14 protein-coding genes and 3 pseudogenes are annotated in these 18,437 nt (G+C 52.2%); 9 read left to right on the top strand and 8 right to left on the bottom strand.

The genetic code is table 11. The features are described from left to right. Window positions 1–14: 14 nt before the first annotated feature. The 5 genes from M655_RS05095 to M655_RS05075 all read right to left on the bottom strand — a co-directional run bounded on the left by M655_RS05095 (window position 15) and on the right by M655_RS05075 (window position 7,140). Window positions 15–2,423 (bottom strand): 3-hydroxyacyl-CoA dehydrogenase/enoyl-CoA hydratase family protein, encoded by a 2,409-nt coding sequence (locus tag M655_RS05095; RefSeq protein ID WP_025844038.1) that lies wholly within the window; start codon window positions 2,421–2,423, stop codon window positions 15–17. A 368-nt stretch (window positions 2,424–2,791) separates the two neighbouring features. Next, window positions 2,792–3,907 (bottom strand): S-layer homology domain-containing protein, encoded by a 1,116-nt coding sequence (locus M655_RS05090; protein WP_026558497.1) that lies wholly within the window; start codon window positions 3,905–3,907, stop codon window positions 2,792–2,794. Between the two features lie 259 nt (window positions 3,908–4,166). After that, entirely contained in the window at window positions 4,167–5,834 is a 1,668-nt protein-coding gene (locus M655_RS05085; protein WP_007787397.1) for a putative ABC transporter permease subunit, read from the bottom strand. Next, window positions 5,827–6,552 carry an ABC transporter ATP-binding protein gene (locus M655_RS05080; protein WP_005826659.1) on the bottom strand — a complete coding sequence of 242 codons (726 nt, stop codon included), beginning with the start codon at window positions 6,550–6,552 and terminating at the stop codon, window positions 5,827–5,829. The genes M655_RS05085 and M655_RS05080 overlap by 8 nt, the downstream gene beginning before the upstream one ends. Before the next feature lie 171 nt (window positions 6,553–6,723). Then, on the bottom strand, window positions 6,724–7,140 hold the full coding sequence (locus tag M655_RS05075) for a hypothetical protein (protein ID WP_005826661.1): 417 nt from the start codon (window positions 7,138–7,140) through the stop codon (window positions 6,724–6,726). Window positions 7,141–7,336: 196 nt separating this feature from the next. Between M655_RS05075 and M655_RS05070 the strand changes: the two genes are divergently transcribed. The 7 genes from M655_RS05070 to M655_RS05040 all read left to right on the top strand — a co-directional run bounded on the left by M655_RS05070 (window position 7,337) and on the right by M655_RS05040 (window position 13,331). Then, window positions 7,337–7,951, top strand: a complete 615-nt coding sequence (locus M655_RS05070) for a hypothetical protein (protein ID WP_026558496.1) — start codon at window positions 7,337–7,339, stop codon at window positions 7,949–7,951. A gap of 374 nt (window positions 7,952–8,325) precedes the next feature. Further along, a complete protein-coding gene (proB, locus tag M655_RS05065; protein ID WP_005826664.1) occupies window positions 8,326–9,438 on the top strand; it encodes a glutamate 5-kinase in 1,113 nt (370 codons plus the stop codon). 32 nt (window positions 9,439–9,470) lie between these two features. Continuing rightward, window positions 9,471–10,739 (top strand): glutamate-5-semialdehyde dehydrogenase, encoded by a 1,269-nt coding sequence (locus M655_RS05060; protein ID WP_026558495.1) that lies wholly within the window; start codon window positions 9,471–9,473, stop codon window positions 10,737–10,739. Window positions 10,740–10,759: 20 nt separating this feature from the next. Further along, on the top strand, window positions 10,760–11,602 hold the full coding sequence (gene proC / locus M655_RS05055; protein WP_025844033.1) for a pyrroline-5-carboxylate reductase: 843 nt from the start codon (window positions 10,760–10,762) through the stop codon (window positions 11,600–11,602). Between the two features lie 146 nt (window positions 11,603–11,748). Beyond that, on the top strand, window positions 11,749–12,564 hold the full coding sequence (locus M655_RS05050; protein ID WP_026558494.1) for a hypothetical protein: 816 nt from the start codon (window positions 11,749–11,751) through the stop codon (window positions 12,562–12,564). A gap of 110 nt (window positions 12,565–12,674) precedes the next feature. Continuing rightward, window positions 12,675–12,983 (top strand): ferritin-like domain-containing protein, encoded by a 309-nt coding sequence (locus M655_RS05045; protein WP_005826669.1) that lies wholly within the window; start codon window positions 12,675–12,677, stop codon window positions 12,981–12,983. 15 nt (window positions 12,984–12,998) lie between these two features. Beyond that, window positions 12,999–13,331 carry a spore coat protein gene (locus tag M655_RS05040; protein WP_005826671.1) on the top strand — a complete coding sequence of 111 codons (333 nt, stop codon included), beginning with the start codon at window positions 12,999–13,001 and terminating at the stop codon, window positions 13,329–13,331. A 181-nt stretch (window positions 13,332–13,512) separates the two neighbouring features. On the opposite strand, the pseudogene M655_RS28275 reads toward M655_RS05040, so the two are convergent. Continuing rightward, window positions 13,513–14,704 (bottom strand): annotated as a pseudogene (locus M655_RS28275) (ISL3 family transposase). An 88-nt stretch (window positions 14,705–14,792) separates the two neighbouring features. Between M655_RS28275 and M655_RS05030 the strand changes: the two are divergent. Beyond that, window positions 14,793–15,603, top strand: a pseudogene (locus M655_RS05030) (IS3 family transposase). A 19-nt stretch (window positions 15,604–15,622) separates the two neighbouring features. Here M655_RS05030 and tnpA read toward each other — a convergent pair. Then, window positions 15,623–15,991, bottom strand: a pseudogene (tnpA, locus tag M655_RS05025) (IS200/IS605 family transposase); the annotation flags it as partial. 518 nt (window positions 15,992–16,509) lie between these two features. Then, on the bottom strand, window positions 16,510–17,007 hold the full coding sequence (locus M655_RS05020) for an SMI1/KNR4 family protein (RefSeq protein WP_005836914.1): 498 nt from the start codon (window positions 17,005–17,007) through the stop codon (window positions 16,510–16,512). A 218-nt stretch (window positions 17,008–17,225) separates the two neighbouring features. Between M655_RS05020 and M655_RS05015 the strand changes: the two genes are divergently transcribed. Continuing rightward, the gene (locus M655_RS05015; RefSeq protein WP_005837477.1) at window positions 17,226–18,371 is read left to right on the top strand and encodes an IS4 family transposase; all 1,146 of its coding nucleotides are present in this window, start codon (window positions 17,226–17,228) and stop codon (window positions 18,369–18,371) included. Window positions 18,372–18,437 lie beyond the last annotated feature (66 nt).

The following is an 18,437-nucleotide window of genomic DNA, read 5'->3' as shown; positions in this document are numbered from 1 at the left end:
TACCCTCCTTCTCCCTAGTTGCGCAAAGGCTTGTTTTTGGTCAGCATGTGCTGCATCCGCTGCTGAGTCTTAGGCGTCTTAATCAGCGAGAGGAACGCTTGCTTTTCCAGCTCCAAAATGTAGCTCTCGGTCACTTCCGTACCCGCCGGCACGTTGCCGCCAGACATGACATAGGCGATTTTGGACGCGATCAGCTCGTCGTGCTCGGAAATGTACCCGCTCTTCTTCATCGCATAGATGTTTTGGCGCAGGTTGGCGTAGCCCGTCTCTCCGATTACGCGGATTTTGCGCGGCTTGGGCGGCGTATAGCCTTCTTTGTCCATCGCGAGCACGAGCTGCTTCGCATCGTACAACAGATGGTCAGAGTTGATGCTGATCCGGTCAGTCGGCCGCAAGTAGCCGAGGTTGATCGCTTCCTGTCCGCTAGTCGAAACTTTTGCCATCGCAATCGTTTCAAAAGCTCTGGCGACAAACGGGAACGGGTCGACTGGCACGCTGCCGCCCTCCGGCACGTTTTCCATGGCGCGGAACAGCATTTCCTTCGTGCCGCCGCCGCCTGGCAAAAGCCCGACGCCGACCTCGACGAGTCCAAGGTACGTTTCCGCTGCTACCTGTACGCGGTCAGCCAGGTACGTGACCTCGACGCCGCCGCCGAGCGTCATGCCGAACGGTGCCGCCACGACCGGGCGGTGCATGTAGCGAATCGCTCTGGCCGCTTTATGGAAATTGCTGACGAGCATGTCGAGCTCCAGCCAGTTTTCATCTTGCGCTTCCATCAGCGCCATCGCGAGGTTCATCCCGACGCAGAAGTTTTTGCCCTGGTTGCCGATCACCAGTCCGGCGAAGTTTTTCTGCACTTCTTCTGCCGCCTGGTTCGCCATCTGCAATACATCCAGTCCGAGCGCGTTGTGCGGCGAAGTGAACTCCAGACACGCGACGCCATCGCCCAGGTCGATCAGGGCAGCGCCCGCGTTTTTCTTAATCAACTTGCCTTGCTCCTTGAGCGCGGCGAGGTTGATGTTTTCCTTGTTTTCCTCGATGCCTTTGTAGACGCCGCCGATCGCAAACGCCTGGCGCTTGCCTTCTGCCTTTTGGTAGAAGGAGGTTTTGCCGCTCGCGAGCAGCTCCTCGACCAGCGCGGGAATCTGCTCGTTTTCCTCGCGCATCCGCGCCACTGATTTTTCCACGCCGATGGCATCCCACGTCTCGAACGGCCCCAGCTCCCAGCCGAAGCCCCACTTCATCGCCTGATCGACTGCAACGATGTCGTCGGCGATCTCGTAAGCCTTTTCAGCGGAATACAGCAGCACTTTTTTGAAAACGCTCCAGACAAACTCGCTGCCCTTGTCCTTGCCGTATGCGAGCGCCCGCAGCTTTTCCGGCAATGTTTTCGCCGTCTTGGCCGCGTCCAGCGACGGGAACTTCGGCTTCACGCTCGGGCGGTATTCCAATGTGTTGATGTCCAGCGCCAAAATTTCTTTGCCCTGCGCCGACTTCACCTGTTTGAAAAAGCCTTGCCCTGCCTTTTGTCCGATCCAGCGCTTCTCGACCATTTGCAAAACGAAATCCGGAACCTCAAAGACAGCGCGCTCCGCTTCGTCCGTGCTCTTGTTGCGGACGTTTCCTGCGACATGCACATACGTGTCCAGCCCGACGACATCGAGCGTGCGGAACGTCGCGCTCTTCGGACGGCCGATTACCGGGCCTGTCAGCGCATCGACTTCATCTACCCCGAGGCCAAGACGCACCATCTCGTGGATCGAAACCTGCAATCCGTATGTACCGATGCGGTTGGCGATGAAGTTTGGCGTGTCCTTGCAGACGACCATTCCTTTTCCGAGCACATGCTCCCCGAACTGCTTCATGAAAGCTACGATGGCCGGGTCGGTATCGCGTCCGGGAATCAGCTCCAGCAGCTTCAAATAGCGCGGCGGGTTGAAAAAGTGCGTGCCGAGAAAATGTTTGCGGAAATCGTCAGAGCGGCCTTCTGCCATCTCGTTGATAGAAACGCCGGACGTATTGGAAGAGACGATCGTCCCTGGCTTGCGGTGTGCTTCTACTTGCGCGAACACACTTTTCTTCACTTCGAGGTTCTCCACGACGACCTCGATGATCCAGTCGACTTCGGCGAGCAGCGGCAAATGGTCTTCGAAGTTGCCTACCGTTATCAGCTCGATGTTCTTTTTATCGTAGAGCGGAGCTGGCTTTTCCTTGAGCAGCCTGTCTTTGCCCGCCTGTGCAATGCGGTTTTTCACTGCTGGATCAGCCAGTGTCAGTCCTTTTTTACTCTCGTCCGCCGTCAGTTCGCGCGGTACGATGTCCAGCAAATAAGTAGGGATGCCGACGTTGGCGAGATGTGCGGCAATCCCGGCGCCCATGACGCCAGAGCCGAGAACCGCCGCTTTGCGAATTTTGCGTTCCATCTTCAAATCCTCCTTTAGAGAACCTCTGTCGAGGCATAATCACAATGGCTGCCAACCTTGCTCAACTTTTCAGATTAGTAGATCATTTCCATAAGTTCTACTATTCTTAACCATATTCCTGTATGCCAAGGCTCATGCTCTTGTTGAATGAATGCTCATTCAGTTGGTGGGCCAAAAAATACATCCCACGTGTTGGCTATGTTACCCGCCCTGAGATGTTTTGGCTGACCCCCTACTGAGTCACCGTTCAGTTTTATTGTAATCGAAAATTCTGTCATTTGCAATCGTCACTTGTCGGTGTTTCTTCCTCTTTTCCATTTCAAAACAAAGAGGAGCATCCTGCAACAGATGCTCCCCATAGTGCTTGCCTATTTTTCCGAATAAAGAACGGCTGTGATTTTGCGCCCATAAGCATTCGACGCATCCTGCTCCAGCTTGTATTCGACCTGGAAGTCTCCGTTTACCGGGTCGCGATAGTGGCCGATCAGCCAAAGAATTTTCGGGTCATTCATGTCTGTCTTGTTTGTAATCGTCACCGGGCCGTTGTACTTCGGCACTTGCGGAAGCATTGTCATCGCTTTTAACGGTTCGGGAGCGAACACGGCGGCCAAGCGGGCCTGCTGCTTTTTCTCCAGCGCGAGAGTAGCGGAGCGCAAGTACAGTTGGGCGATTTTTTGCTGCTGCGCCACCGTGCTGCGGAACTGGGCTGCCATATCGGTGCGGTAATAATCGAGCAGTCGCTTCATGACGACGGCATATTCCGCGCGGGTCATGATTTTCTCGGGTGAAAACGTCTTTTCGGTCAAAAACAACTGAAACTCGCGAATAGCCAGCGGGTATGGAGAGTATGTATCGCGGTAGAACCGATCCTGCTTCCACTCGTAAAAGCTGTTGAAGTACGTCACCGCGTCCTGCGGCTTCAAATTGGCCGTTCTGAATTTTTGCGGCGCCAGCACGTGGAACAACAGCAGGCTCGCCTCTTCTCGGGTCAACGGCCGCTGCATGGCTTCGCTGGACAGCCACCAGTCAGGATTTTCTTTTTGCTGTTTTTTGAGCAGTTGCCCGCTTTCGGCCAGGTACAAGTAATAGAGCATTCTGTCGCCCGGATCGTAGCTGGACTGCGCATTCGTTTCTACTTGCCAGATCGCTTTCATGTTGACCAACAGTTGTTCTACTTCCCCCCGAAGCAGAAAGCGGTAGTCCAGGTTGCTTTTTCGCTGCGGCAGCTCAAGCGAGCCGTAGGCCGTCTCAAATACGCGGTTGAGCAGAGCCAGCGCTTCGCCGCGCGTAATCGGCTTGTTCGGATAAAACGCGTGGCTGCTGTTTCGCTTTACAATCCCCAGGCTCGCCAGTTCTTCAATTTGTTGCTCTGCCCAGTGTCCTTCGGTGTCATCGAAAACACCTGCAGCATGTGCTCCGCCCGTCCATGCAGTTTGCACGAGCAGCAATGCCATGAGAAAACAGAGAGCAAAACGCTTCATCATGTTATACGCATACTCCTTTCTCCTTTGCCAGAATCTTTACCCCTTTTTCTATGTAGTTCTCCCTGCCGTTTCTGTGGCAGAAAGGTCCAGGACTCGACGAGCGTCCCGGACAACAACGATCCCCCTTTCATGTATCGGGATGGATCGCGCACTTCTTTATACCCTCTTTTCACAAAATGTTCCTAATTGGCGTTGACCATGTGAAAAAAGCCGCACTCCAGCACGGGGAGAACGGCTTTTCAGCAGCCAAACGTTATGCTCACTCTTCGATCTTTTCCAGCCACCCTGGTCCTTTGGCAACAAGCAATCGGTAAATTCCGAAGTCCAGAAGGGCAAAAAGAGCGAAAAGTCCCAGAGCCGTTGCAAACAGAGAAGTCCCCGCAAAACTAATAGCCACGACAACCAGTCCTCCCGCCACCAGGCCGACGAGAAGCGAGAACAGCGGATTGAGATTCTGCTTCACCGCTTCCTGCTCTGAGCTCCATCCCAGCTTGGGCAGGTGCAGGTCGACCATGATGCCGACCAGGTTGATGAAGATCACGCCCGGAATCCCGCACAGGATCGCCCAGACGATGAACTCCCCGGACAGCGCCAGAAGCCAGACAGCTTCGGCCAGCAGCAACAGCATGCTGATCGTGCTGAGGATGATGCCCGGCATGACTTTTGCCAGCAAAAGGTGCTGGGGCAAAATCGGCAATGTCTTGTTGTAAAAGAACCCTTGTCCATCCCTGGAAATCGCCGTAACCGAAGTGCTGTTGAGGGCACCCAGCATCACAAAAGCGGCGAAGGCAATCGCCAGGCTGATGGCACCGGCGTGCTCGCCCTGTAGCGTCGCTTGCAGGCGCGCGAGCATCTCTCCGCTATCCCGGCGGGCGAGCAAAGGCAGCAAAGCCAGGATCGGCACGAGAATGCCGGAGAGCGTGCAGTTCAGGAAAAAGGCAGGCGTCCGCCAGAGCATTTTCCATTCCTTCCAGAAGTAGGACAAGAGTCTTGAGCGCTGCTTCACGAGCTTTTGAAAAGCCGCATCTCCGACCGTTTTTCGTTTGGCCACAGCGTCGCTGATCCCCATGACCCCAGCGAAGTACAAGCTGTTTCCGACCACAAGAAAGACGATCAGACTGGCAACCGCCACCAGGAAAAAGACTGCCAGATAGCCGAGCGATTCCAGCGTGCCGCTGTCTTGCAAGGCGAGTGCCGCGAGCCTGCCCGCAGGGAAAAACTGCGTCACCAGGTTCAACAACGCGTTCTCCTGGCTGGCAATCAGCTCCTGCAGTTGTTCTATGCTGTCTACCCCGCCGCTCGTCTGGCGCTGCACGACCATTTGAAACCCGACTGCCAGACAAATCGCAAACAGGCCGCTGATTAAGCGGAAGCGCTCCTTGCTTTTGCCCACGTTCGTAAAGCGCATGAACAGCATGACCACAACTGCCGCCATCACAAGCGGAACGATGGGCACGAGCAAAAAAATGAGGACGGCAAACAGGTAGTACAGAAAGCCTCCCCCGCTCTTCACTCCGTATGTTACCAGAAGCGGTCCCAGCAAGACCAGTGCCGTAAGATACTCATAGCAGAGCGCGACAATGAATTTGGCCCCAAGAATGTGCATCGGCCGAAGCGGCAACGGCAACAGTTGCTCGACATCCTGCGAGTAGTAAAACACGCTCAGGACGTACAAAATCCCGAAGACGAAAATCGCCACCGAAACCACCGTCACTCCCAGTCCGAGCAACGCCGCTTCCTGTCCGAGCAGCGCCAGCCCGTCGTACATCGCGGAAATAAAGACGACAGCCCCGAGCATCATCGGAATCAGTCCGATCAAAATCGCCAAGACAAGCAGCAGTTTCTTCCAGCCGCTTCCTTTTTTCGCCCCCCAGGTCGAGCCCGCATTTTTAAGCAGCACTTTGGATAACAGCAGGACTTTATTCATGCTTCGTCAGCTCCAGGAACAGGCTCTCCAGCGAAACATCTGACTGAAAATGCTGCTGCATCTCTTTGAAGGTACCGCAAAACAAAATTTTCCCTTTGTTGATGATCGCGACACGGTCACAGAGCTTTTCCGCCACTTCCAGCACGTGGGTCGAAAAAAATACGGTGCGCCCGCTGTCGGCATGCTCCCGCATCATCTCTTTCAGCGTAAACGACGACTTCGGGTCCAGCCCGGTCAACGGCTCGTCGAGAATCCACACCTCGGGGTTGTGCACAAGCACGCCCATAATCATGATTTTTTGCCGCATCCCGTGCGAGTAGCTCTGAATCGGGTCGCCGAGCGCGTTCGTCATTTCAAAGCGGTTCGCCAGTTCCAGAATCCGCTTCCCGCGCACGTCTTTTGGCACATCGTACATATCGGCCATGAAGCTGACGTACTCCAGCCCTTTCAGCCGCAAAAACTGGTCCGGGCTGTCCGGTACATAGCCAAACTGCTGCTTGGCTTCAAGCGGCTGGGAAGCGATGTTTTTTCCGTTAATCGTAATTTCGCCCTGGTCCGGGCGGATCACTCCGGTCACCATCTTGATCGTCGTCGTCTTCCCTGCTCCATTGGGGCCGAGGAAGCCGAATATTTCCCCCTTCGGCACTGTCAGATTTAGCTGATCGACCGCTTTGTTTGTCCCGTTGTAGCTTTTCGTCACATTCACCAGCTCGATCATGTCCGTCCCTCCTTCTATCTGTTTTACTTTTCCCATTTCCAACAGATTCCACTTTATGCTATACGCCCAACGGCAGGAAAAAGTTGCGGATACGAAAAAAGCCGTCGGTTTCCCAACGGCTTATCATGTATTCTGCCCAGCGTAAGGCCGGCTTCAACATCCGGGTATTCTTTACTCTTGCGGTACAAAGCTGCCATCGCGCAGCATCGTCAGCTCGCCCATGATGAACGCCAACTCTTCGGATTCACCGAGCTTGCCGCTTTCCGCCAGCGCTTCCAGGCGGCGGAGCAGGATGTTTGCGAAATCGGCAATTTGTACAGGCTGCGCTTCCATATCCGCGTCATCGAGCACATTGTAACTGGTCAGCGCTTCCAGGTGAGTCACGATGCGAAAGCCGCCGATCTCGCCCAAAAATTCTTGCTGGTTGATTTTCGATTTTTCCAGCTTTTGCAGCATGGACATCACATCGTTTGCTACCACGCTGGGAAAAGCAACCTGGTAAAAGTTGCGGTTTTTCGCCTCAATGGTCTTGATAATCAAAATATCAATGCCGTCTAGCTTCTTTGCCTTTTTTCCAAATCCAAACATGTATTTTCCACCTCAATCGTTCGATCTGCACAACTCTCTCCATGATAGACATAATCCCGTTGTCAGACAACCCCTATCCTGTTTCCTTTTTCCGTGATCCCGCCCTGTTTTTCAACTGGCATCTTTTCACATGGTTATTTATTTCTTTTGCCACACACGCTAACAGGTAACAACGGCTTTTCAAGTGAGGTGCGCTATGAAAACCAACTGGAAAAAATGGATGATTTTTCTGTCCCTCTCCCTGATCGTTACAGGCTGTGCCCTTCCCGCCAAGGAAGAGAGCAAAAGCAAGACGAAAGCCCAGAGCAAGCCCGTGAAGCTGTCTGCCATGCAGAAGCTCGGCGACAACAAAATGGATGTCGTCCTGTTCCTCAACCGTGCCGAACATCTGCTGGAGGAAGTGTACTTCGCCGCACTCGACAACGCCAAAGGCAAAACCGTCTACGAGGACGGGCTGGCGTTCCGCGAGCTGCCGAAGCAATTTGACAGCAAGGACAAAATCGTCAAGTACTTCGGCCGTTTCTGGAGCACGCCGCTCGCGCTGGCGATGTACGACAAGCTGACGACGAAGCTGGTCAAGGAAAAGCTGTACATTGCGATTCCGCGCGTCGACTATCCGGTCCTGATCTCCGTCCGCAATACGACGGTCGCCAAAGCAAACGGCGAGCTGAACGTAACGGTCCAGGACGCGACCGACTCGTCTTTTGCCTCCGACCGCACGCTGCACTACCGCCTCGTTCGCGATCAGAAGACGAAGCGGTTCGAGATCAAAACAAGATCGGGCACGTACGGCAGCGAACAATTTCAATAAACCCTCTTGACATTTCTTATAGGCCCGGCGAATAATAGTGAATTAACAAGCGCATAGCGAGCGGCAATGACGGGGAACAGTAAAACCGCCCTTCAGGTCCAGAGAGCGAAATCCAACGGCTGAGAGGTTTCGTCCATGAATCGGTTTGAACCCACCCCAGAGCATCCAGGGAAGACCTGGACGGGTTTCTTTCACCTGTTATCAAAGAAAGAGAGCTGGATGTTTGCGACTTGACGGGTATCTTCTGTCGGCAGACGTCAATTAAGGTGGTACCGCGTAAGGCTAACATGCCCTTTCGTCCTTATCAAAGAGACGATTGGGCTTTTTTTATTGCTTTTTCACATGGATACAAGTAAGTGCTAGGAGGTCAAAGTATGAAGAAGGGAAAAATGCGTTTGGTTGTCAAAGTGGGCAGCAGTTCGATTGCCGCGGCAGGCGGTGGCGTGGACCCGGCGAAAATGTCCTTGCTCGTCTCCGCTGTCAGCAAGCTGCGCGAGGCAGGGCACCAGGTCGTGCTCGTTTCCTCGGGCGCGGTCGCGAGCGGCTATCAACGTCTTGGCTACCAGCAGCGCCCCCGCTCTCTCGCTGCCAAGCAGGCCGCCGCAGCCATCGGGCAAAGCCTGCTGATGCAGACGTACACGCAAATGTTCGCGGCCCATCACTTCAGCGTGGCGCAAATTTTGCTGACGCGGGGAGACTTCTCCGATCGCGAGCGCTACCAGCACGCTTTTCAAACGTTGTCGCTGCTTTTGGACAAAAACATTTTGCCGATCATCAACGAAAATGACACGGTATCTGTGGCGGAGCTGACCTTTGGCGACAACGACATGCTCGGCGCGCTGGTGGCCGGACTGGTCCACGCTGATTTGTACATGATTCTCACCGATACGAACGGACTGTACGACAAAGACCCACGCCACCATCCGGACGCCCGGCGAATCGGCTCGCTTGAGCAGGTGACAGAGGAAATCGAGGCGTTGGCAGGAGGCGCGTCACAGCTCGGCACGGGCGGAATGCGCTCGAAGCTGATCGCCGCGAAAACGGCGCAAGGCTTGGGAATCCCGAGCTTTATCGGAAAATTGGCGCAATCGGCTGATCTTATCAAGGTGCTTGCGGGCAACGGCGATGGCACCTACGTCGGCTACCGTCCCGAATCCCCTGCAACAGCCGGCGTTTCCACGCGCAAGCAATGGATCGCGCTCCACTCCCCTGTTCGCGGCACGATCACGGTCGACAGCGGGGCGGCGGAAGCGATTTTGGAAAAAAGCCGCAGCCTACTTCTGGCGGGCGTACGCGATGTCTCGGGGATGTTCGAGGAAGGCGAGGTTATCGAGGTGTATTGCGAAGGCGCTCTGATCGGCCGGGGCGTCAGCAGGTACGGCGCTGCCCAGCTCCTGGATTCGCTCTCACCTTCCGGCTTGACGCGACGCAGCGGTACCGTAATCCACCGCGATGAATGGACCCCGGCACGCTCGAAAACGTTTTGAAACCGAAAGAGAGAAAAGGAGATGGGGAGACAATGGAAAGCTTGAAAGAAAAAGTGTATGCACAACTCTCGCTGGCTAAACAGGCTTCACGGCAAATGGCGCTCTTGACCCGTACAGAAAAAGACAGGGCATTGGCTGCCATCGGCGAAAAGCTGCTGGCCGACGAAAAAACCATCCTGGCGGCAAACGAGCTGGATATCGCCAAGGCGGAAGTTGACGGACAGCCCGCCTCTTACCTCGACCGCCTGCGCCTGACACCTGCGCGTGTCCACGATCTCGTGGAAAGCCTGGCTTCCTTGGCCGCTCTCGATGATCCTGTCGGACAAAAAATGGATTCCTGGACGCAGCCGAATGGTCTCGTCATCGAACAGATTCGCGTCCCGCTTGGCGTCATCGGCATGGTGTACGAAGCTCGGCCGAATGTCACCGTCGATGCGGCGGCGATTGCGCTGAAAACCGGCAATGCGATCGTCCTGCGCGGCAGCCACAGCGCCGTCAACAGCAACGTCGCGCTGGCCCGCTCGATTCGCGAGGCGCTGGCAGCGACAGAACTACCCGAAGCCGCTGTGCAATACCTGCCTTTTGCCGAGCACGCTTCTGTCGACCTGTTATGTACCGCAAACGGACTGGTCGACGTCATCATCCCGCGCGGCGGAGCAGGTCTGATCCAGCGCGTGCTGCAACTGTCCAGCGTGCCTGTGCTGGAAACGGGAGTAGGCAACTGCCACATCTATATCGATCAGGCGGCCCGCTACGACATGGCAGAAGCAATCGCCGTCAACGCGAAAACAAGCCGCCCCGCGGTCTGCAACGCAGCCGAAACGCTGCTCCTCCACCGCAACTGGCCGCACGACTACCAGCGGGCGCTGCTGCAAAAGCTGCTCGATCAAGGAGTCGAACTGCGCGTCTGCGCCAAAACGCAAGAGGCGCACCATGAGCTCGCTTCTCTCCTCCGCGAAGCCCAGGCGGCGGACTGGGATACGGAATACTCCGCTCTCATCCTGGCTGTCCGCACAGTCGACAGTCTGGCCGAAGCGATTGAGCATATAACCGCGCACAGCTCAGGCCACTCCGAAGCGATCGTGACGGAAGACGACGCCGCAGCGAATCAATTTTTGGCCGCTGTCGACGCAACTGCTGTCTATCACAACGCCTCTACCCGCTTTACCGACGGCGGAGAGTTCGGCTTTGGCGCCGAGATCGGGATCAGCACGCAAAAGCTGCACGCCCGCGGGCCGATGGGCTTGCCCGCACTCACTTCCTACAAGTACGTCGTACGTGGAACGGGACAAATCCGCTAGTCCAAAGGGAGGAAACAGCGATGAGCAACCAAACAGCCAGTATAACAACCGGACAAATCGGCTTTCTCGGCGCAGGCTCCATCGTGGAAGCGATGCTTTCGGGGATTTTGAAAAAAGGCTTGACCGCAGCAGACCGCATCTTCGTCACCAACCGCAACAACGCGGAGCGCCTGGAGCAGTTGACGGACGCATACGGGGTCAACGCCACCACGGATAAACTGGCGGTGGCGCGGGCATCTGACATTTTGATTTTGGCGATCAAGCCAAAGGACGCGGGGGAAGCGCTACTCGAACTGCGCGGAACCATCTCTCCGAACCAACTGATTATTTCCGTCATCGCAGGCGTTCCTACCAGCCTGATCGGCGAATGGCTGGGGGTAGACTGCCCGATCATTCGCACGATGCCGAACACGTCATCCGCTGTCGGGCTGTCTGCGACAGGACTGAGTGCCAATGCGTTTGTGCGTCCCGAGCAGCTTGCACTCGCCACGCGCCTGTTTGAAGCGATTGGCACCGTGCACGAAGTCGCAGAAGAAGAGCTCGATATTATCACAGGGCTGTCCGGCAGCGGCCCGGCCTATATTTATTATTTGGTCGAAGCGATGATGGGAGCAGGCGCGACAGCCGGGCTGGATCGGGAAATGGCCCGTCAGCTCACTCTCCAGACGGTGATCGGCGCGGCCCATATGCTGCTGGAGACGCGCGCAGAGCCTGCCCTGCTGCGCAGGCAAGTCACCAGCCCTGGCGGAACTACGCAGGCCGGGCTGGAAGTGTTGGAGTCGTATCGGTTCCAGGAGGCGGTAACAGCAGCCATCCTGCGGGCGACAGAGCGCGCCAGGGAAATGGGCGCGCAGTATCGGTAAGTATCGGTAAGAGCTTTTCGCAAAGATGGTTGCTTCGTGAGCCGCCTGTGCGTTACCATGTTGAAACAAAGCATGTCCGGGCGCGCACGCAAGCAGGCGCACCGTTGCCCTATTTTTTGCGAGAAGCTTAACGAGGGAGGTATCCGATGGAAATCTACGCCTTGTACGGCACCAGTGGTACAGGAAAAAGCTCCAGTGCACTAGAACTCGCCCACCGCATGAATATCGACGCCATTATTGACGACGGCATCCTGATCTACCAGGGTCGCAAGGTGGCTGGTACCTCCGCCAAGTACGAAAAGACAAAAATCCAGGCGGTCAAGCGGGCGATTTTTCACTACGACGAGCACGCAGAGGAAGTGCGGCGCAGCCTGGAGCAGATTCAGCCGGGACGCTTGCTGATTCTCGGTACGTCGCAGCGCATGATTACACGGATTGTCGAGGCGCTGCACCTTCCTGCTTCTATTGAATACATTCCCATCGAGTCCATCAAGCCGCCGCAGGAAATCGAGGCGGCGCGCTACGTGCGGGAGACGATGGGCAGGCACGTCATCCCGATCCCGCGGGTCGAGGTTGAAAAAGACTATTTGCAGCGGCTGATTGCTTCTGCCACCCGCATTTTCAGCTCGAAAAAGGAAGTCATCGGCGAATCGACCGTGGTTCACCCGCCTTTTTCCGGCGGCCGCATCCTGATTCATCCCCAAGTGCTGCGCAAAATTACGCTGGCTGCTTGCAGCCGTTACGAAGAAGTCAGCCAGGTCGTCAAAGTTGCCTTTTCCTTCGACGATTTGCCTCGCCTGCAGATCACGCTGGCCCTCAAGCTGCCTTATTTGGCGGATATGACCCGATTGATCCGGGACATTCAGGAAGATTTGCACAAGGAAGCCAGCTTTTGCCTCAACATCGCCCCGGCCAGCATCGACATTCAGGTCGCCTCGCTGGAGCTGGCCTCTGCAAAATAGCGGAACCGGTCCTTTCTCGGATCGGTTCTTTTTTTGGCGGAAAGAGGCAGGGTTACTTGCTGTCTTGTTGCCCATCCTATACGTGTATCACACATGAAAGGAGCAATCAGATGCCATCCATCATGTCTTCCACGCCTTTTCAACAAGCGCCGATTCCCGAGCCGCCCAAAGTCATCACGACCAAAGACTTGAGCTACCTGAAAGATGCGTTGTCCTGGGAGCTGCTCGCCTTTAAAAAGCTGCATTTCTTTGCCCAGCAAGCCACAGACCCGGACGTGAAGCAATGTCTGGAGAAAACGGGCCGCATGCACCAGCAGCACTACGAAAAGCTGCTCTCCCACCTGCAAAACAACAACACAGCCGTCATGGCGACCTTGCCGCAGACCCAATCCCAACAACAGCAACAACAGATGCAGTAAGGGAGGAGAACAAGGATGCCAAACCAAAACCAGATCGCAAACCCGCAATCCGGACAGTTGCCGCAAATCAAAGGGCCGCAAATGAATGACCGCGATTTTCTCAACGATTGTCTGGCGACCTGCAAATACGTCACCGACAGCCTGAACGTCGCGGTGCGCGAGATGAGCCACCAGCAACTGTACAGCGACATGCTGCAACTGTTGAACGAGACGCACCAGTCGGCGCGCGATACGTTCAACCTCATGTTCCAAAAAGGCTGGTACAAGCTCGAAGCGGAGGAACAGCAAAAGCTGCAGCAAGCTTACCAGCAGTTCTCCGGCTACTCCAGTCAGTTTCCGTATCAATAGTTTGGCTTTTCCAGCATGGGTGATGCAGCCCTGGTCCGATTCCCATTCGGGCCGGGGCTGTTTGTTGTGCTTGCGGCGTTTTCTTGTGGAGGGGCTTTTTACTTCTTTTTCCAAATTGTATAATTTTATAGCTCTTCACCGTAAAACGTGCTTGATCTCCCTCTATCGCAGTTTTTCGTAGTTATGTAGCCGGTTTACACTCCAGTCTAATGCGAATCTTGAATCTCTCTAGATTGCGGTAGCCGTAGGCTCTTCGCTTGATCACCTTCACTTTGTTGTGTGTCCCTTCAATCTTGGCATTCGTTACCCGAAAGGAAAAATAATGCTGAATGGGCTCTTGCCACTGTGCAATCGTTTTGGCAATGGAACGAACCGCAGGAGTCGGAGAATAGAGATGGTCGTCAATCCATTTCTGAAGTGCTTCCTCGCCTGTCTCTTGGGTTTTGAACGGCATACACGGTTCTTATGTCTTGAAGCGCAAAGTAGAGTCGTTTGAGGTGTGGATCTTCTGCTAACCAATTCTTCAGTTCCTGAAGCTCTTCGGGCTTCAGCTTGTCAGGGATCGTATGGAGCAGGCGTTGCTCATGTCTGCCCCGACGATGTGTTCCACGAGCATGAGTGCGTTTTCGGGTAGCTTCCAACGCTTTCTAGAAAAGCTGGATCACGTGAAATTTATCTGCTACCACAAGGGTATGCTTCCAGACTTGGCATACTGTTTCAGCCATTCCTGGAGCCAAATCCGTGACAACTACATGGGGAGCCTTACGAAAAGGCCATTGCTGCAGCGCGTTTCGTACTTGTTCACGTGAACGTCCTTCTGTGACTTGCCAGATATGACCGGTTTGAGCATCCATGAGGTTCACGCCGTACTTATGTCCTTTTTGCAACGCAAACTCATCCAGACAGACCACTTCAGGAGCTTCATGTTCTTTTGGTTGAGCAAGGCGTTGGGGGGCCAGTTGGTAGTACCAGCGTTCGAGTGTCGAGTAGGCCAGACTTAATTGCTTGGCAACCGAGAGCAAATCCCGACTGCGGCACATATCCACCGCCATCTCTTGAAAAGCAGAGGTGACGGATCCTCGAGGCGGGATACCGTTCCATTCCACTGTCCATGTAAGCATACAACTAGCACAGCGCTGGCGATACACGGGAACGGATACCCAGACGGTCCCCCAAGAAGGAACGAAACGATGACGAAGAATACGCCGTCCAGGACGTGCATGGTTGGTACTGGCTCCGAGGCAGATCGGACAAAGATGACAGGCAGAATGCGGTTCCAGAACAGCGATCCAATCCGTTTCCTTTGTTTTTTCCCAATGTGTGAGATGGAATGATGGAAGTCTGATAAAGTCTGTGCTAAAATCAAGGCACAACGCAGATTGGATCGGCTACACTGAATTGGACAATTCTCTTAAGGTCTAGTAGATTGAAATCAAATCGACAAGGAACGGAGAGAATGTCATGCAGAAACGTGAGCGTCGGTCATTTACAGACGAGTTCAAGCAGCAGATGGTTCAACTTTACGAGAATGGGAAACCGCGGGCAGATATTTTGAGAGAATATGATCTGAGTGCATCTGCGTTTGACCGTTGGGTCAAACAGAGTAGAACAACAGGTTCTTTCAAAGAAAAGGACAACCGGACAGAGGAACAGAATGAACTCCTTGCGCTACGTAAGGAAATTCAACGATTGAAAATGGAGAACGATATTTTAAAGCAAGCAGCGCTGATCTTCGGACGAAAATAACGGTAATCCAGCAAAACGCTCATAAGTATCCCATATCGGCCATGTGCAAGATTCTTCAGGTCAATAGGAGTACCTACTACTACGAGAGTAATGAGCAATCATCTGTCAATGATGAAGTGGAACAAGCAATTATCCGTATTTTTGAAGAGAATCAGCGCGTGTATGGAGCAAGGAAGATCAAAGCAAAACTTCAAGCGTAAAGGGAGACTTGCGTCAGATCCAGCTCTTTCATACGGATCGTGGTAGTGAATTTAAAAATCAGACGATTGATGAAGTCATCCACACGTTCGAAATCAAACGTTCCCTGAGCATGAAAGGCTGTCCCTATGACAATGCAGTTGCTGAAGCTACCTTTAAGCTAATCAAAGCAGAGTTCGTAAAGAATCGGCAGTTTGAGTCGTTGACACAGTTGAAGCTAGAATTAGAAAAATACGTCAAGTGGTTTAACGAAACAAGAATTCACTCGACATTGGGGTATCTGAGTCCACTCGTTTACAAACAGAAGGCACTTAAGAAATCCGTCTAGTTTGGTGTTGACAGTCCAACTCTTCTATTACCTTTTTGTTTCTCCCCACCGTATCCACATAGTACCCTCTACACCAGAATTGTCGGTTCCCATATCGGTATTTCATGTTTGCAAACTTATCAAAAATCATCAGAGAACTTTTCCCTTTTAAGTAGCCCATAAATTCAGATACACTTAATTTCGGTGGAATGCTCACCAGCATGTGAATATGATCCACGCAGGCTTCTCCTTCGATAATCTCCACCCCTTTTCGTTCACATAACTCCCGCAATATCTTTCCGATCTCTCTTCTCAACTTTCCGTATATCACTTGTCTGCGGTATTTCGGTGCAAATACCATATGGTATTTGCAGTTCCATTTGGTATGTGCTAGACTGCTTTTGTCCATCCTTTGTCCTCCTGTGATTCATGTGAGCGGTTGGCAGACCGGCTCTCATCTTATCACTGGGTTCAAAGGATGGCTACTCATAGCTATAAGCTTTCCTGAACCCCCAGTCGAACTGGGGGTTTTCGCTATACAATAAAGAAAAGGGAGCGGGTACTTACCCACTCTTTTTTTAACAGATAAGACTTTATAAGTTTTGGGACAGCCGAAGGGCTGTCCAGTTTTCTTTCTTGTAAAAAAAAGGGAGGGCACCTACCCTTTAAAAGTGCTTACAGTTGATTTCAATCTGGACCTGGGGACGTTTGCCACTACATTGAATCTGGCCAGAACACCCAATTTGTTTACGTGGGTACAAGAGCTCGACAAGCCAGCTCCACGCCTTTGCACAAAAGCGGGGGCTAGATCCGTATGCGATCAGGCAAGAGGAATGGCAGGAGCTTGCGTCCGTATTGCCGCTGTCTCCACAGCAGATCGAAAAGTACGTGGTTGCCATACGATTCTCAACGTAAGGAGAAATCCACTTATGATTCCAGCCAAAATTCCTTGCCATCGCATTCAATAAGTTTAACTAACCAATCGGTAAAACTCAGATTTAAGTCAATTGGGTTTTCAGGATCCATTGAATCAATCCAAGTTAAGTATCCATTTTCTGAACCCACTTGCTCTTGATTAACACATATGCTGCCAATTGAGTGACTACTCCAGATGATTGGATAATAAGGAGCATCAATACTGTATGATTTCCAATAATCTACTACTCCTTCAACACTCAAAATATCATATCCCCCCCCAAAATGACTATGTTGGAATAACACTGCTTTTCTGTATTGACTTAAGAAAGAGTGAAAATCATCAGGAATAACAAACTTATATTTTTCAGTAAGAACGTTTAATGCTTCTGACGATTCTGCTAGGTGAAAAATAGATTGAATAGATTCATTTCGAATTATTAGTTTAGACTCGTTAATTACATATTCTCCTGGAATTGATGAAATAATCGCCTTGAAATCAGTAGTCATAACGTATTCCTCCATAATTCCATAATATAGAAATGAGCTACCATTATAATTTATAATGGTAGCCATTTCTATTCAAAGTCACTAGCGTTGCATTAATCTTTTCATACCATTCAAAATCATCATAACTTTCAGCGTTCAAGTGTTCTCAGGCATAAAAAAATCCTTTACACTGGAAAGGTCAGGTAGTTCCTGTCCAAATCCAACGCAAAGGATAGACCATGGACAAGAATACCCTATTTTCTTCATTTGGTAAATACATTTCACCCATTAATATTGTGAAATTTCAACAACGGATAGACGAAACGGATCAGGACAAGTACGTGAAAAAGTTAACGACCAAAGCATATCTACTCCTGTTTTTGCATGCTCAACTTCAGCAACGAGAAGGACTCCGAGCCATTGCAGATGATGTTTTATCAAAGAAATTCCAGCGAGAGTTAGGACTGTCGTCGATTAGTCCCGCTCAGCTTAGTCGCAAAAACAATCGAGTAGATCCAGCTTTGCTTGAAGAAATATTTGTTGACCTTGTAGGGCAAATTCAGAGACACTCGGGCAACACGTATTCCCTTCGAAAAGACATGAAAATCATTGATTCTACAACGATTGGGCTGTGTTTGCAGAAGTACAAATGGGCAACTTTCCGTAAAACCAAGGCTGGCATCAAACTTCATCTTCGTCTCGTCTTTGCCGACCAGGGGGATGTGTATCCTGAAAAAATAACCATCACGGGTGCCAAGTCCAATGACCGCACTCAAATGGAATCGTTGATTGATGAGATCGGTATGATGTACGTCTTTGATCGAGGGTATGTGGATTATGAAAAATTTGATGAATACACGGACAAAGGCATCTTTTTCGCTTCTCGTCTAAAAGATAACGCCGAAATCCGTCATCTTTATGAATTCAAAATCCCCTTGGAAAGCTCCGTTTTATCGGATTCCATGATCCTTCTTGGAACGCCTCAAAAGCGGGTAGATAACGTGCTGCGACTCATTGAAACGCTTGATTCGAAGGGAAATCTCATTCGAATCATTACGAATCGGTTCGACCTGGAAGCAGAAGAACTCAGCGACATCTATCGTTGGCGTTGGCAAATTGAGCTGTTTTTCAAGTGGATAAAGCAGCATGTAAAGATCAAGAACTTCTATGGAACGAGTGAAAATGCGGTACGAAACCAAGTATTACTCGCACTCATTGCCTACTGCCTGTTGCTCCTTGTCAAACTGGAACAAAACAGTCAGCACAGCTTGTTGCAGATCAGGAGATGGCTAAAAGTGTTTCTTTGGCAAACGTTCGAACAATGGATAGGTAGAATGAATTACCAGTCCAAACGAACATCCAGAGGGCGACAGAAAAGGAATTAGGTATTGGTTGCTGTTATCACGATTGTAATAAATGTATAAAACTACCAAATGGACAGTGGCTACCTT

The organism is Brevibacillus sp. NSP2.1 (assembly GCF_000470975.2).
Lineage (GTDB): Bacteria > Bacillota > Bacilli > Brevibacillales > Brevibacillaceae > Brevibacillus > Brevibacillus agri.
The sequence above is the reverse complement of the archived record's forward strand: the minus strand, read 5'-3'. Positions and strand labels throughout refer to the sequence as shown.